The organism is Aquabacter albus, assembly GCF_040049275.1.
Taxonomy (GTDB): Bacteria; Pseudomonadota; Alphaproteobacteria; order Rhizobiales; family Xanthobacteraceae; genus Aquabacter.
On record NZ_JBDZDT010000005.1, the window covers coordinates 311,824 to 323,981 of the forward strand.

Below are 12,158 nucleotides of genomic sequence, written 5' to 3' on the forward strand. Positions count from 1 at the left end.
TCGAGCCGCAAAGGGAAAAGCTCAGTAGTGATCTTCGAAGCGCTTCGCCAGCTCTTCGATGTTCTCCGGCGGCCAGCCCGGCACTTCCATGCCAAGATGCAGGCCCATGGAGGCCAGCACTTCCTTGATCTCGTTGAGCGACTTGCGGCCGAAATTCGGCGTACGGAGCATCTCCGTCTCGCTCTTCTGGATCAGGTCGCCGATATAGACGATGTTGTCGTTCTTCAGGCAGTTGGCCGAACGAACGGACAGCTCCAGCTCGTCCACCTTCTTCAGCAGCGCCGGGTTGAAGGGCAGCTCCTGGATGGCGGCGCTCTCGCTCTCGCGCTTGGGCTCTTCGAAGTTCACGAAGATCTCAAGCTGATCCTGCAGGATGCGCGCGGCATAAGCGAGCGCATCCTCGGCCGTGATCGAACCGTCGGTCTCGATCTGCATGGTCAGCTTGTCATAGTCGAGAATCTGGCCCTCGCGGGTGTTCTCGACCTTGTAGGAGACCTTGCGGACCGGGGAGTAGAGGCTATCGATCGGGATCAGGCCGATGGGGGCATCCTCGGGACGGTTCCGGTCGGCGGCCACATAGCCCTTGCCGGTGTCCACGGTGAACTCCATGCGCAGCTCCGCGCCGTCGTCCAGCGTGCAGATGGGCAGATGGGGGTTCAGGATCTGGATGTCGCCAACGGTCTGGATGTCGCCGGCGGTCAGCACGCCGGGGCCGGTCTTCTTCGCCACGAGACGCTTGGCACCGTCGCCCTGCATCTTGATGGCGATGTCCTTCACGTTGAGGATGATGTCGGTCACATCCTCACGCACGCCGGGGATGGACGAGAACTCGTGCAGCACGCCGTCGATGTGCAGCGACGTCACCGCCGCGCCCTGGAGCGAGGACAGCAGGATGCGGCGCAGGGAATTGCCCAGCGTCATGCCGAAACCGCGCTCCAGCGGCTCGGCCACCACGGTGGCGAGGCGCTTTGGGTCGTGACCGGCGCTCACCTGCAACTTCTCGGGCTTGATCAGCTCTTGCCAGTTCTTCTGAATCACTTGCGTCACCTTGCCTTCTCGCCGGGCCGCGGCACTCGAACGGACTTTTCAACCTCGAGGCGCCGACCCGTCCCGCAATCGGGGGAGGAACGGGGCATAAGGCCCGCCGGGTTCGGCCGGCGGACCGCTGGTACGCTCAGACGCGCCGGCGCTTGCGCGGGCGGCAGCCGTTGTGCGGGATGGGCGTGACGTCCCGGATGGAGGTCACGAGGAAGCCCGCCGCCTGGAGCGCGCGCAGCGCCGATTCACGCCCCGAGCCGGGGCCGGAGACTTCGACTTCCAGGGTGCGCATGCCGTGCTCGGAGGCCTTGCGGGCCGCGTCCTCGGCCGCCACCTGCGCGGCATACGGGGTCGACTTGCGCGAACCCTTGAAGCCCATGGCGCCGGCGGACGACCAGGAGATGGTGTTCCCCTGCGCGTCGGTGATGGTGATCATGGTGTTGTTGAACGACGCATTCACGTGCGCAACGCCGGAGGCGATGTTCTTGCGTTCGCGGCGCTTAACGCGGGTAGCTTCCTTGGCCATCTTGTCTTCGATCCTTCAGGCGCGCCCGTAACTCCAGGCGCTCGGGACAATGCTCTTGGTCTGAGCGGACTTAAGGAGAAAGGCCGGGCTCAGCCGGCCTTTCCGGTAAGGGCGGACGCGCCGCCGATCACTTCTTCTTGCCGGCGATCGCCTTGGCCGGACCCTTGCGGGTGCGGGCATTGGTGTGGGTGCGCTGGCCGCGCACCGGCAGGCCACGGCGATGGCGCAGGCCGCGATAGCAGCCGAGGTCCATGAGACGCTTGATGTTCATGGACACTTCGCGGCGCAGGTCGCCTTCCACGATATAATCGCGATCGATGGTCTCGCGGATCTGCAGCACTTCCTGGTCGGTGAGCTGGTTCACCCGGCGCTCCGCCGGAATGTTGACCTTGGTCACGATCTCCTCGGCCTTCTTGGGGCCGATGCCATGGATGTACTGAAGCGCGATGATCACGCGCTTGTTGGTCGGAATGTTGACGCCTGCGATACGAGCCACGTGTCTCTCCATGTGGACCGCCGGCCGAAGCCTGCGGCTGTTATGATCCTTCGCGTCCGGTGGAGGCCGGCCCGTGCGGAGGAAAGCGAATCATCCCTTGCAGGATGTACAAAACCGCACGCCCTGCCCTTCCCCAAGGAGGAGCAAGTCGCACGGATTGCGAAGTGAGGGAGCGCTACTAGCCGCTTTTCATCGAAACGTCAAGCGGCAGAAGCTCACACCGTCTCCAGCACCTCCGAGATGGCCTTCGTCACCTCGTCGATGGGCTGCATGCCGTCGATCTGCTGAAGCTGGCCGCGCGCCTTGTAATAAGGCGCGACCACCGCCGTGTCCCGGTTATAGGCATCAAGGCGGTGCTTGAAGACATCCGGATCATCGTCCTTGCGCACCGGCTCGCCCCGCGCGCGGGTTTCCTCGGCGCGGCGCATGATGCGATCCACCAGGGCCGCCTGGTCTACCACCAGCTCGATCACCGCATCGAGCTTGAGGCCCTTATCGCCCAGCATGCCGTCGAGCGCCTCGGCCTGGGCCACGGTGCGCGGGAAGCCGTCGAGGATGAAGCCCTTGCGGGCGTCCGCATGCTCAAGGCGCTCGGCGATGATGCCGATGACGATGTCGTCAGAAACGAGCTCGCCCGCCTCCATCACCGCCTTGGCCTTCTGGCCGATGGGCGTGCCCGCGGCCACTGCGGCGCGGAGCATGTCGCCGGTCGAAAGTTGCACGATGCCGTGCCGGGCCACCAGCCGATGGGCTTGTGTTCCCTTCCCCGCCCCGGGAGGTCCCAGCAGTATCAACCTCATTTCCGTCTCCCCCCACGCAGCTTGGCTTTCTTGACCAGTCCTTCGTACTGGTGAGCCAAGAGGTGTCCCTGAATCTGCGCCACCGTATCCATGGTCACACTGACCACGATCAGCAGCGACGTTCCGCCGAAATAGAACGGCACCGCGGCGTACGATATCAGCAGTTCGGGAAAGAGACATACCGCTGCGATATATGCCGCACCCACGACCGTGATTCGGGTGAGCACGTAGTCGATATATTCCGCTGTCCGCTCGCCGGGCCGGATGCCGGGAATGAAGCCGCCGTGCTTCTTCAGATTGTCCGCCGTCTCCACCGGATTGAAGACGATCGCGGTGTAGAAAAAGCAGAAGAACACGATCAGCGCGACATACATGAGCATGTAGAGCGGCTGGCCGTGGCCCAGCAGGCGGGTCGTGGTGTTGAACCATTCGGGGCCCGCGCCCTGCGTGAAGCTGCCGATGGTCGCCGGGATCAGCAGCAGCGAGGAAGCGAAGATCGGCGGGATGACGCCCGACGTGTTCAGCTTCAGCGGCAGGTGCGAGGACTGGCCCTCATAGAGCTTATTGCCCACCTGGCGCTTAGGATACTGGATCAGAAGCCGGCGCTGGGCACGCTCCATGAACACGATGAAGGCGATGATCAGCACCGCCATGACCAGCACCGCGAGAATCAGCGGCGTGGAGATGGCGCCCTGTCGGCCGAGCTCGAGGGTGCGGGCGAAGGCGCCCGGCAGCTCGGCGACGATGCCGGCGAAGATGATCAGCGAGGTGCCGTTGCCGATGCCGCGCGAGGTGATCTGCTCACCCAGCCACATCAGGAACATGGTGCCGCCGGTCAGCGTGATCACGGTGGAGATGCGGAAGAACCAGCCGGGATCCGAGACCACCGTGCCCGAGCTCTCCAGGCCCACCGAGATGCCGTAGGCCTGGAACAGCGCCAGGATCACGGTGAGGTAGCGGGTGTACTGGTTAAGCTGCTTGCGCCCGCTCTCGCCTTCCTTCTTCAGCGCCTCCAGCGTCGGCGAGACGGTGGTGAGGAGCTGGATGATGATGGAGGCCGAGATGTACGGCATGATGTTCAGGGCGAAGATGGCCATGCGCTGCACGGCGCCGCCCGAGAACATGTTGAAGAGGCCAATGATCCCCTGCTGCGCGTGCTTGAACACGTCCTGCAGCGCGTCGGGATTGATGCCGGGCAGCGGGATATAGGTCCCGAGCCGATAGACCAGGAGCGCGCCGAGGGTGAACCAGATGCGCTTTTTGAGTTCTTCGGCCTTGCCGAGGGCGCCGAAATTCAGGTTCGCCGCGAGTTGTTCCGCCGCCGAGACCATGCCTTGCTCCGCTTGAGCCGTTCTTGAAACGAGCGGCCTATATATGTGAGGCGCGAGGGCGCGGCGTCAGGGGCACGCACCACATCTTTCCTGACGGTCATAAACGCAAGCAGCACACGAGGCCACGGGCCGGATGCCGCGCCCGACGGAGATACCGCCGCTCCGGAAACCGGAAGCGGCGGCCAAACGCCGGACCGAGGGCGCGAAAAGCGCCCTCCCCGTCTTGGATCAGCCGGCTGCGGCTTCTTCGGCCTTGGGGGCGAGCATCGCCACCGAGCCGCCAGCCTTCTCAACCGCCGCGACCGCCGACTTGGTGGCATAGGCCACTTCGAGGGTGATCTTGGAGGAGAGCTCGCCAGAGCCCAGCACGCGCACGCCATCCTTGGCCCGGCGCAGGACGCCGGCTGCCACGAGGGCCGCCTCCGTCACCGGCGCGCTCGCATCGAGCCTGCCCGCCGCAATGGCGGTCTCGATGCGGCCGAGGGAAACCTCGTTGTAGTCGAGGCGGAAGATGTTGTGGAAGCCACGCTTCGGCAGACGCCGATGCAGCGGCATCTGCCCGCCTTCGAACCCCTTGACCGCGACACCCGTGCGGGCCTTCTGGCCCTTCACGCCGCGCCCGGCGGTCTTGCCCTTGCCGGAGCCGATGCCCCGGCCGACCCGCATGCGCTTCTTGCGCGCGCCGGGATTGTCCCTGATCTCGTCGAGCTTCATCGCGCTTCTCCTCAGTCGACGACGCGGACGAGATGGGCGACCTTCGCGATCATCCCCCGCACCGCCGGCGTGTCCTGGAGGGTCGAACGGCGATGACGCTTGTTCAGCCCGAGGCCCACGAGGGTTGCTTCCTGGTCAGCCGGACGGCGGATCGGCGAACCGATCTGCTCGACGGTGACGGTTTTTCCTTCAGACGCCTTAGCCATGGCGCGCTCCTATTCTGCGAGCCCGGCTCAGTCCGTCGCTTCCGCGTCTTCGACGCGGCGGCGGGACTGGAGCTGCGACACCTTGATGCCCCGGCGCGAAGCGACGGAACGCGGGCTGTCCTGGTTCTTGAGGGCGTCGAACGTGGCGCGCACCATGTTGTACGGGTTGGAAGACCCGAACGACTTGGCCACCACATCGTGGATGCCCAGGGTTTCGAACACGGCGCGCATGGGCCCGCCGGCGATGATGCCGGTACCGGCCGGAGCGGCGCGCAGGATCACCTTGCCCGCTCCGTGGTGCCCATGGACGTCGTGGTGCAGGGTGCGGCCTTCGCGCAGCGGCACGCGGATCAGCGCGCGCTTGGCGCTTTCCGTGGCCTTGCGGATGGCTTCCGGCACTTCACGCGCCTTGCCATGGCCGAACCCGACGCGACCCTTCTGGTCGCCGACGATGACGAGGGCGGCGAAGCCGAAGCGCCGGCCGCCCTTCACAACCTTCGCGACACGATTGATGTGGACCAGCTTGTCCACAAACGTGTTGTCGCGATCCTCGCGATCTCCGCGGTGTTCCCGTTCACGGGCCATGTCGCTCGTCCTTCGCGTCAGAACTGAAGGCCGCCTTCGCGGGCGCCCTCAGCGAGCGCCTTGACGCGCCCATGATAGATGTAAGCGCCACGGTCGAAGACGACCGCAGTCACGCCCTTCGCAGCAGCCCGCTCCGCCACCAGCTTGCCGATGGCCTTGGCGGCCTCGACATCGGCACCGGTCTTGAGCGACTCGCGCAGGTCCTTCTCGAGGCTCGAAGCGGCCGCTAAGGTCTCGCCCTTCGCATCGTCAATGATCTGCGCATAGATATGCATCGAGGTGCGGTGGACCGACAGGCGCGGACGCCCGTTGGCCGCGACGCGGATCGCGCGACGCACCTTGGCCTTGCGGCGCTCAAGCGCCTCCAAATCCTTAGCCATGGTTCGCCTCCGTCACTTCTTCTTGCCTTCCTTGCGGAAGATGAATTCGCCTGCGTACTTGACGCCCTTGCCCTTGTAGGGTTCGGGGCCGCGGAACTCACGGATCTCGGCGGCGACCTGGCCGACCTTCTGCTTGTCCGTGCCCGTCACCACCACTTCCGTGGGCTTCGGGGTCACGATCTGAATCCCTTCCGGGATCGCATAGATCACGTCATGGCTGTAGCCGAGGGAGAGGTTGAGGTTCTTGCCCGCAACCGCCGCCTTGTAACCGACGCCCGTGATCTCGAGCTTCTTCTCGAAGCCCTTGGTCACGCCTTCGACCAGGTTGGCAACCAGCGTGCGGGACATGCCCCACATGGCGCGGTGACGCTGGGTCTCGCCGCGCATGCCCACCTTCAGCTCGGAGCCCTCGAGCTCCACGCCGATTTCTTCAACGAGGGTCACCTCGAGGGCACCCTTGGGGCCCTTAACCTTGACCGTCTGACCTTCCACATTGGCAGTAACGCCGGAGGGAATGGCGACGGGATGCTTGCCGATCTTCGACATGTCTTTCTCCGTCGCTCGTCAGAACACAGTGCAGAGCACTTCGCCGCCGACGTTCTTGTCGCGGGCGTCGTGATCGGCCATCACGCCCTGGGGCGTGGAGACGATCGCGATGCCGAGACCGTTGGCAACGCGGGGAAGGGTCTTCACCGAGGCATAGACCCGGCGGCCGGGCTTGGAGACGCGGGCGATCTCGCGGATCACCGGCTGCCCGTCGAAATACTTCAGCTCAACCTCGAACTCGGTCCGGCCATTGCCGTGGTCGGTCGAGGTGTAGCCACGGATGTAGCCCTCGTCGCGGAGCACATCGAGCAGGCTGGCGCGCAGGCGCGAGCCGGGGGTCGAGGTCTTGTCCTTGCGACGCATCTGGGCGTTGCGGATGCGGGTGATCAGATCGCCGATGGGATCATTGATAGACATCGGGCTCTCCTCACCAGCTCGACTTCACGAGGCCCGGAACGAGCCCCTGCGAGCCCAGCTCGCGCAACGCGATACGGCTCATCTGCAGCTTGCGATAGAACGCGCGCGGGCGTCCCGTCACTTCGCAACGGTTGCGCACGCGGATGCGCGCGGAATTGCGCGGCATTTCCGCAAGCTTGAGGGTCGCCGCGAAGCGCTCCTCGATCGGCAGCGTCTTGTCGTTCACGATCTTCTTGAGGCCCGCGCGCTTGGCCGACAGCTGCTGAGACAGCTTGCGGCGACGCTCGTTGGTCTCGATCGCGCTTTTCTTCGCCATGTCCTGCTCCTGTTCTCCGCGTCTGAGGGGATCGCCCCTCACAGCCGGAAAGCATTCAAAACGTCTGACTTCTTTTCACATCACATGCCCGAAGCTTGCCCGGACACGCTTGCTTCGCCAAAAACCGAGTCCTCCCAGGGACCGCAAACGGCCGGGTAAACCCGGCCGGAACGGCCCGCAAGCGGATACGCCATGTCAGCGAAGCGCTTCTTCTACACCGTCACTGCCGGAAGGGGAAGTTAAAGGCCTTGAGCAGCGCTCTTGCCTCGTCGTCCGTCTTCGCGGTGGTGCACACGATGATGTCCATGCCCCAGACCTGCTCGACCTGGTCATAGTTGATCTCGGGGAACACGATGTGCTCCTTGATGCCCATGGCGAAGTTGCCGCGGCCATCGAAGCTCTTCGGGTTCAGGCCGCGGAAGTCCCGCACGCGCGGCAGCGCGATCGTGACCAGACGGTCCAGGAACTCGAACATGCGCGCCTTGCGAAGGGTGACCTTCGCGCCGACCGGCTGGTTCTCGCGCAGCTTGAAGTTCGAGATCGCCTTGCGGGCGCGGGTCAGGACCGGCTTCTGGCCGGCGATCCGCGCGAGATCCGCGGCAGCGGTCGTCGCCTTCTTGGTGTCGGCGGTCGCTTCACCGACGCCCATATTGATGATGATCTTCTCGATCACGGGAACCTGCATGGGGTTCGCGTAGCCGAACTGCTCGATCATCTTCGCCCGCACGACCTCATCATAATGAGCGCGCAGACGCGGGGTGTAATTCGCCTCAGCCATCGATCCTCTCCCCGGAACGCTTGGCCACGCGGACCTTGGTCCCGTCCTCCAGCACCTGGAAGCCGACGCGGGTCGGCTTGCCGTCCTTCGGGTCGGCAACCGCGAGATTCGACAGTTGGATCGGGGCCTCCTTGGAGATGATCCCGCCCTCCTGGTTCGCAGTCTGGCGCTGGTGGCGCTTCACGACATTGACGCCGCGGACGAGCGCACGCTCTTCCTTCGGCATAACCTGGATGACCTCGCCCGTGCGACCCTTGTCGCGGCCGACGAGCACGACGACCTTGTCGCCCTTCTTGATCTTCGCGGCCATCACAGCACCTCCGGCGCCAGCGAGATGATCTTCATGTGGTTCTTCGCGCGCAGCTCGCGCGGAACCGGTCCGAAGATACGGGTTCCCACCGGCTCTTTCTGGTTGTTGATCAGAACGGCCGCATTGCGGTCGAAGCGGATCACCGAACCGTCCACGCGGCGGATGTCCTTGGCCGTGCGAACCACGACCGCCTTCATCACGTCGCCCTTTTTCACGCGGCCGCGCGGGATCGCTTCCTTGACCGACACCACGATGATGTCGCCCACATGAGCGTATTTCCGCTTCGACCCGCCCAGCACCTTGATGCACATGACGCGACGCGCACCGGAATTGTCCGCCACGTCGAGATTGGTCTGCATCTGGATCATGACGCACCTGCTCTCGTCATCCAGCGCCGCCGGCGAGCCGGCATTGCCCGTTCAAAACACCCGTGCCCGCTCATCGGTACACGGTTCCCCGCCGCGACGCGGTCTCCACTCTCCCTATGGAAGGGAAGACGGACCCTGCGCCGGAGCGATCTTCGTCAGACCTCGACGCGCTTCTCGCCCTGGACCACGATCCAGTTCTTCAGCTTCGAAAGCGGCCGATGCTCCTCGATCCACACCGTATCGCCCTCGTGCCAGGCATTCGCCTCGTCATGAGCGTGATACTTCTTGGACCGACGAACGGTCTTCTTCAGCAGCGGATGGGTGAAGCGACGCTCCACCCGGACCACCACGGTCTTGTCCTGCTTGTCGCTTACCACGACGCCTTGGAGCACGCGCTTCGGCATCGTTCCCTCACTTCGCCTTCGACGCGGCCACGCCGCGCTTGGTGGTCTGCACGGTCTTGATCCGTGCGATGTCGCGGCGGATCTCCTTCGACCGCGACGTATTCTCCAGCTGACCCGTCGCCTTCTGGAAGCGCAGGTTGAACTGTTCCTTCTTCAGCTTCAGCAGCTCGTCAGTGAGCTGATCGGCGCTGAGGGCCCGAACGTCCTCGGCTTTCATTTGCCTCTCCTCACTCGGCGATGCGCTGGATGAAGCGCGTCTTGATGGGGAGCTTGGCCGCCGCGAGGGTCAGCGCCTCGCGGGCAGTCTCGACGCTCACCCCGTCGATCTCGAACATGATGCGGCCGGGCTTGACCTTGGCCGCCCAGTATTCCGGCGCGCCCTTGCCCTTACCCATACGAACTTCGGTGGGCTTGGAGGTCACGGGAACGTCCGGGAACACGCGGATCCACACACGGCCCGCACGCTTCATGTGGCGGGTGAGCGCGCGGCGGGCGGCTTCGATCTGGCGCGCAGTAACCCGCTCGGGCTCCAACGCCTTCAGGCCGAATTCACCGAAATTGAGTTCCGTACCGCCCTTGGCGACGCCGGAAATGCGTCCCTTGAACTGCTTGCGGAACTTAGTGCGCTTGGGTTGCAGCATGGCTTATCTGCTTTCTCTCGCTCGCCCGTCACGCCACATCGCGGCCGTGATCACGATCACGGTCACGGTGGTCGCGGTCACCGCGTTCGCGGCGGGGCGGACGGCCGCTCGGGCCATCGTTGCCCTGCTCCATTCGCTTGTCCTGCGCCATGGGATCGTGCTCAAGGATCTCGCCCTTGAAGATCCACACCTTCACGCCGCACGTTCCGTACGTGGTGAAAGCGGTGGCGGTGCCGTAGTCCACGTCCGCGCGCAGGGTATGCAGCGGAACGCGGCCTTCACGGTACCATTCCAGGCGCGCGATCTCAGCCCCGCCGAGACGGCCGGAGCAGTTGATGCGGATGCCCTCGGCGCCGAGGCGCATGGCCGACTGCACGGCGCGCTTCATGGCGCGACGGAAGGCGACGCGACGCTCCAGCTGCTGGGCAATGGACTCGGCGACAAGGCGCGCGTCGACTTCCGGCTTGCGGATCTCGACGATGTTGATGAAGACTTCCGACTTGGTCATGTCGGCAACCTTCTTGCGCAGCTTGTCGATGTCCGCGCCCTTCTTGCCGATCACCACACCCGGACGGGCGGAGTAGATCGTCACGCGGCACTTCTTATGCGGACGCTCGATCACCACCTTGGACACAGCCGCCTGCTTGAGCTGCTTCATCAGCATCTCGCGGATCTTGATGTCCTCGTGGAGCAGCTTGCCGTATTCGCCTTTATTGGCGAACCAGCGGCTGTCCCACGTACGGTTGATGCCGAGCCGCAGCCCGACCGGATTGACCTTCTGACCCATCAGGCCCGCTCCTCGACTTCCCGCACCACGATGGTGATGTGGGCGAAGGGCTTCTCGATGCGCGAGGCGCGACCGCGCGCCCGCGGCGAGAACCGCTTCATGACCAGTCCCTTGCCCACGTGCGCCTCGGCGACCACCAGGTCGTCGACGTCCAGCTCGTGGTTGTTCTCGGCATTGGCGATCGCGCTCTCGAGGCACTTCTTCACGTCGCGGGCAATCCGCTTACGGGAGAATTCGAGATCGGCGAGCGCCGTCGCCACCTTCTTGCCGCGGATCAGGCCCGCGACGAGGTTGAGCTTCTGGGGCGAGATGCGCAGATTGCGCGCGACTGCCTTCGCTTCATTGTCCGCGAGAGCGCGGGGCTTTGCCTGCTTACCCATGGCCGATCACCGACGCTTCGACTTCTTGTCGGCCGCGTGCCCGTAATAGGTGCGCGTCGGCGCGAACTCGCCGAACTTATGGCCGACCATGTCCTCGGAGACGTGAACAGGCACGTGCTTCTGCCCGTTATAGACGCCGAAATTGAGGCCCACGAACTGGGGCAGGATCGTGGAGCGACGACTCCAGATCTTGATCGTCTCGTTGCGGCCCGAAGCACGCGAGGTATCCGCCTTCTTCAGCAGATAGCCGTCGACGAACGGGCCTTTCCAAATCGCTCTTGACATCAGTCAGGCCCTCACTTCTTCCGCTTGTGGCGGCTGGTGACAATGAACTTGTCGGTCGCCTTGTTGTTGCGGGTCTTCTTGCCCTTCGTGGGGAAGCCCCACGGAGTAACGGGGTGGCGGCCACCGGAGGTGCGGCCTTCGCCGCCGCCGTGCGGGTGGTCGACCGGGTTCATGGTCACGCCGCGATTGTGCGGCTTGCGGCCGAGCCAGCGATTGCGGCCGGCCTTGCCCAGCGAGATGTTCATGTGGTCGGGGTTCGACACCGCGCCCACCGTCGCATAGCAGGCGCCGTGCACTAGCCGCTGCTCGCCCGAGTTCAGGCGAACGATCACATAGCCACCCTGGTCGCGGCCGACGATCTGCGCGTAGGCGCCGGCGGAACGGGCGATCTGGCCACCCTTCCCGATCTTCAACTCCACGTTGTGCACGATCGTGCCGACCGGGAGGCTGGAGAGCGGACCGGCATTGCCGGGCTTCACGTCCACCTGGTCGCCGGCGACCACGCTGTCGCCAACCGCCAGGCGCTGCGGCGCCAGGATGTAGGCGAGCTCGCCGTCCTGATACTTGATCAGGGCGATGAAGGCCGAGCGGTTCGGATCGTACTCGATCCGCTCCACCACCGCCGACACGCCGCGCTTGGAGCGCTTGAAGTCGACGAGGCGATAGGTCTGCTTGTGACCGCCGCCGCGGAAGCGGACGGTGATCCGGCCATTATTATTGCGGCCGCCCGAAGAGCTCTTGCCCTCGGTCAGCGTCTTCACCGGCTTGCCCTTGTAGAGCCCGGAGCGGTCCACGATCACGAGCTGGCGGAGGCTCGGCGTGACCGGCTTGAAATGCTTCAGCGCCATGG

Annotated in this window: 22 protein-coding genes; all 22 read right to left on the reverse strand. The window is 64.7% G+C overall.

Annotated elements, in window-relative coordinates:
- Positions 1–21: 21 nt before the first annotated feature.
- The 22 genes from ABLE91_RS14210 to rplB all read right to left on the reverse strand — a co-directional run bounded on the left by ABLE91_RS14210 (position 22) and on the right by rplB (position 12,156).
- The gene (locus tag ABLE91_RS14210; protein ID WP_510181949.1) at positions 22–1,047 is read right to left on the reverse strand and encodes a DNA-directed RNA polymerase subunit alpha; all 1,026 of its coding nucleotides are present in this window, start codon (positions 1,045–1,047) and stop codon (positions 22–24) included.
- 127 nt (positions 1,048–1,174) lie between these two features.
- Positions 1,175–1,564 carry a 30S ribosomal protein S11 gene (gene rpsK / locus ABLE91_RS14215; protein ID WP_348842236.1) on the reverse strand — a complete coding sequence of 130 codons (390 nt, stop codon included), beginning with the start codon at positions 1,562–1,564 and terminating at the stop codon, positions 1,175–1,177.
- Positions 1,565–1,691: 127 nt separating this feature from the next.
- Complete coding sequence (gene rpsM, locus ABLE91_RS14220) at positions 1,692–2,060, reverse strand: 30S ribosomal protein S13 (protein WP_348931591.1); 369 nt, start codon at positions 2,058–2,060, stop codon at positions 1,692–1,694.
- Positions 2,061–2,275: 215 nt separating this feature from the next.
- Complete coding sequence (locus ABLE91_RS14225; RefSeq protein ID WP_348931592.1) at positions 2,276–2,860, reverse strand: adenylate kinase; 585 nt, start codon at positions 2,858–2,860, stop codon at positions 2,276–2,278.
- Positions 2,857–4,191: a preprotein translocase subunit SecY gene (gene secY / locus ABLE91_RS14230; protein WP_348931594.1), complete on the reverse strand. Its 1,335-nt coding sequence runs from the start codon at positions 4,189–4,191 to the stop codon at positions 2,857–2,859. The genes ABLE91_RS14225 and secY overlap by 4 nt, the downstream gene beginning before the upstream one ends.
- A 228-nt stretch (positions 4,192–4,419) precedes the next feature.
- Positions 4,420–4,905 (reverse strand): 50S ribosomal protein L15, encoded by a 486-nt coding sequence (rplO, locus tag ABLE91_RS14235; protein ID WP_348931596.1) that lies wholly within the window; start codon positions 4,903–4,905, stop codon positions 4,420–4,422.
- Between the two features lie 11 nt (positions 4,906–4,916).
- Complete coding sequence (gene rpmD / locus ABLE91_RS14240) at positions 4,917–5,111, reverse strand: 50S ribosomal protein L30 (RefSeq protein WP_348931597.1); 195 nt, start codon at positions 5,109–5,111, stop codon at positions 4,917–4,919.
- A gap of 27 nt (positions 5,112–5,138) precedes the next feature.
- A complete protein-coding gene (gene rpsE / locus ABLE91_RS14245) occupies positions 5,139–5,696 on the reverse strand; it encodes a 30S ribosomal protein S5 (RefSeq protein WP_132035659.1) in 558 nt (185 codons plus the stop codon).
- A 17-nt stretch (positions 5,697–5,713) separates the two neighbouring features.
- Positions 5,714–6,076 (reverse strand): 50S ribosomal protein L18, encoded by a 363-nt coding sequence (gene rplR, locus ABLE91_RS14250; protein WP_348931600.1) that lies wholly within the window; start codon positions 6,074–6,076, stop codon positions 5,714–5,716.
- 12 nt (positions 6,077–6,088) lie between these two features.
- Positions 6,089–6,622, reverse strand: a complete 534-nt coding sequence (rplF, locus tag ABLE91_RS14255; protein WP_348931602.1) for a 50S ribosomal protein L6 — start codon at positions 6,620–6,622, stop codon at positions 6,089–6,091.
- A gap of 18 nt (positions 6,623–6,640) precedes the next feature.
- The gene (gene rpsH / locus ABLE91_RS14260) at positions 6,641–7,039 is read right to left on the reverse strand and encodes a 30S ribosomal protein S8 (protein ID WP_348931604.1); all 399 of its coding nucleotides are present in this window, start codon (positions 7,037–7,039) and stop codon (positions 6,641–6,643) included.
- Positions 7,040–7,049: 10 nt separating this feature from the next.
- Complete coding sequence (gene rpsN, locus ABLE91_RS14265) at positions 7,050–7,355, reverse strand: 30S ribosomal protein S14 (RefSeq protein ID WP_348931605.1); 306 nt, start codon at positions 7,353–7,355, stop codon at positions 7,050–7,052.
- A 220-nt stretch (positions 7,356–7,575) separates the two neighbouring features.
- Positions 7,576–8,133, reverse strand: coding sequence for a 50S ribosomal protein L5 (gene rplE / locus ABLE91_RS14270; protein WP_348931606.1), 558 nt, complete (start codon positions 8,131–8,133; stop codon positions 7,576–7,578).
- Positions 8,126–8,443, reverse strand: coding sequence for a 50S ribosomal protein L24 (gene rplX, locus ABLE91_RS14275; RefSeq protein ID WP_348931607.1), 318 nt, complete (start codon positions 8,441–8,443; stop codon positions 8,126–8,128). The genes rplE and rplX overlap by 8 nt, the downstream gene beginning before the upstream one ends.
- Complete coding sequence (rplN, locus tag ABLE91_RS14280) at positions 8,443–8,811, reverse strand: 50S ribosomal protein L14 (RefSeq protein ID WP_029006297.1); 369 nt, start codon at positions 8,809–8,811, stop codon at positions 8,443–8,445. Before rplN ends, rplX begins: the two co-directional genes overlap by 1 nt.
- 155 nt (positions 8,812–8,966) lie before the next feature.
- Complete coding sequence (gene rpsQ / locus ABLE91_RS14285; RefSeq protein ID WP_348931608.1) at positions 8,967–9,215, reverse strand: 30S ribosomal protein S17; 249 nt, start codon at positions 9,213–9,215, stop codon at positions 8,967–8,969.
- 7 nt (positions 9,216–9,222) lie between these two features.
- Positions 9,223–9,432: a 50S ribosomal protein L29 gene (rpmC, locus tag ABLE91_RS14290; protein WP_348931610.1), complete on the reverse strand. Its 210-nt coding sequence runs from the start codon at positions 9,430–9,432 to the stop codon at positions 9,223–9,225.
- Between the two features lie 10 nt (positions 9,433–9,442).
- Complete coding sequence (rplP, locus tag ABLE91_RS14295) at positions 9,443–9,856, reverse strand: 50S ribosomal protein L16 (RefSeq protein WP_348931612.1); 414 nt, start codon at positions 9,854–9,856, stop codon at positions 9,443–9,445.
- Between the two features lie 28 nt (positions 9,857–9,884).
- Positions 9,885–10,643, reverse strand: coding sequence for a 30S ribosomal protein S3 (rpsC, locus tag ABLE91_RS14300; protein WP_348931613.1), 759 nt, complete (start codon positions 10,641–10,643; stop codon positions 9,885–9,887).
- Positions 10,643–11,023 carry a 50S ribosomal protein L22 gene (gene rplV / locus ABLE91_RS14305; protein WP_348931615.1) on the reverse strand — a complete coding sequence of 127 codons (381 nt, stop codon included), beginning with the start codon at positions 11,021–11,023 and terminating at the stop codon, positions 10,643–10,645. Before rplV ends, rpsC begins: the two co-directional genes overlap by 1 nt.
- Positions 11,024–11,029: 6 nt before the next feature.
- Positions 11,030–11,308: a 30S ribosomal protein S19 gene (rpsS, locus tag ABLE91_RS14310; protein ID WP_348931617.1), complete on the reverse strand. Its 279-nt coding sequence runs from the start codon at positions 11,306–11,308 to the stop codon at positions 11,030–11,032.
- An 11-nt stretch (positions 11,309–11,319) separates the two neighbouring features.
- Positions 11,320–12,156, reverse strand: coding sequence for a 50S ribosomal protein L2 (gene rplB / locus ABLE91_RS14315; protein ID WP_348931618.1), 837 nt, complete (start codon positions 12,154–12,156; stop codon positions 11,320–11,322).
- Positions 12,157–12,158 lie beyond the last annotated feature (2 nt).

Bases quoted from the DNA above. Each gene is read 5' to 3' on its own strand.
- rpsK (WP_348842236.1), bottom strand. From the start codon at position 1,564: ATGGCCAAGGAAGCTACCCGCGTTAAGCGCCGCGAACGCAAGAACATC.
- ABLE91_RS14225 (WP_348931592.1), bottom strand. From the start codon at position 2,860: ATGAGGTTGATACTGCTGGGACCTCCCGGGGCGGGGAAGGGAACACAA.
- secY (WP_348931594.1), bottom strand. From the start codon at position 4,191: ATGGTCTCGGCGGCGGAACAACTCGCGGCGAACCTGAATTTCGGCGCC.
- rplO (WP_348931596.1), bottom strand. From the start codon at position 4,905: ATGAAGCTCGACGAGATCAGGGACAATCCCGGCGCGCGCAAGAAGCGC.
- rpmD (WP_348931597.1), bottom strand. From the start codon at position 5,111: ATGGCTAAGGCGTCTGAAGGAAAAACCGTCACCGTCGAGCAGATCGGT.
- rpsE (WP_132035659.1), bottom strand. From the start codon at position 5,696: ATGGCCCGTGAACGGGAACACCGCGGAGATCGCGAGGATCGCGACAAC.
- rplR (WP_348931600.1), bottom strand. From the start codon at position 6,076: ATGGCTAAGGATTTGGAGGCGCTTGAGCGCCGCAAGGCCAAGGTGCGT.
- rplF (WP_348931602.1), bottom strand. From the start codon at position 6,622: ATGTCGAAGATCGGCAAGCATCCCGTCGCCATTCCCTCCGGCGTTACT.
- rpsH (WP_348931604.1), bottom strand. From the start codon at position 7,039: ATGTCTATCAATGATCCCATCGGCGATCTGATCACCCGCATCCGCAAC.
- rpsN (WP_348931605.1), bottom strand. From the start codon at position 7,355: ATGGCGAAGAAAAGCGCGATCGAGACCAACGAGCGTCGCCGCAAGCTG.
- rplE (WP_348931606.1), bottom strand. From the start codon at position 8,133: ATGGCTGAGGCGAATTACACCCCGCGTCTGCGCGCTCATTATGATGAG.
- rplX (WP_348931607.1), bottom strand. From the start codon at position 8,443: ATGGCCGCGAAGATCAAGAAGGGCGACAAGGTCGTCGTGCTCGTCGGC.
- rplN (WP_029006297.1), bottom strand. From the start codon at position 8,811: ATGATCCAGATGCAGACCAATCTCGACGTGGCGGACAATTCCGGTGCG.
- rpsQ (WP_348931608.1), bottom strand. From the start codon at position 9,215: ATGCCGAAGCGCGTGCTCCAAGGCGTCGTGGTAAGCGACAAGCAGGAC.
- rpmC (WP_348931610.1), bottom strand. From the start codon at position 9,432: ATGAAAGCCGAGGACGTTCGGGCCCTCAGCGCCGATCAGCTCACTGAC.
- rplP (WP_348931612.1), bottom strand. From the start codon at position 9,856: ATGCTGCAACCCAAGCGCACTAAGTTCCGCAAGCAGTTCAAGGGACGC.
- rpsC (WP_348931613.1), bottom strand. From the start codon at position 10,643: ATGGGTCAGAAGGTCAATCCGGTCGGGCTGCGGCTCGGCATCAACCGT.
- rplV (WP_348931615.1), bottom strand. From the start codon at position 11,023: ATGGGTAAGCAGGCAAAGCCCCGCGCTCTCGCGGACAATGAAGCGAAG.
- rpsS (WP_348931617.1), bottom strand. From the start codon at position 11,308: ATGTCAAGAGCGATTTGGAAAGGCCCGTTCGTCGACGGCTATCTGCTG.
- rplB (WP_348931618.1), bottom strand. From the start codon at position 12,156: ATGGCGCTGAAGCATTTCAAGCCGGTCACGCCGAGCCTCCGCCAGCTC.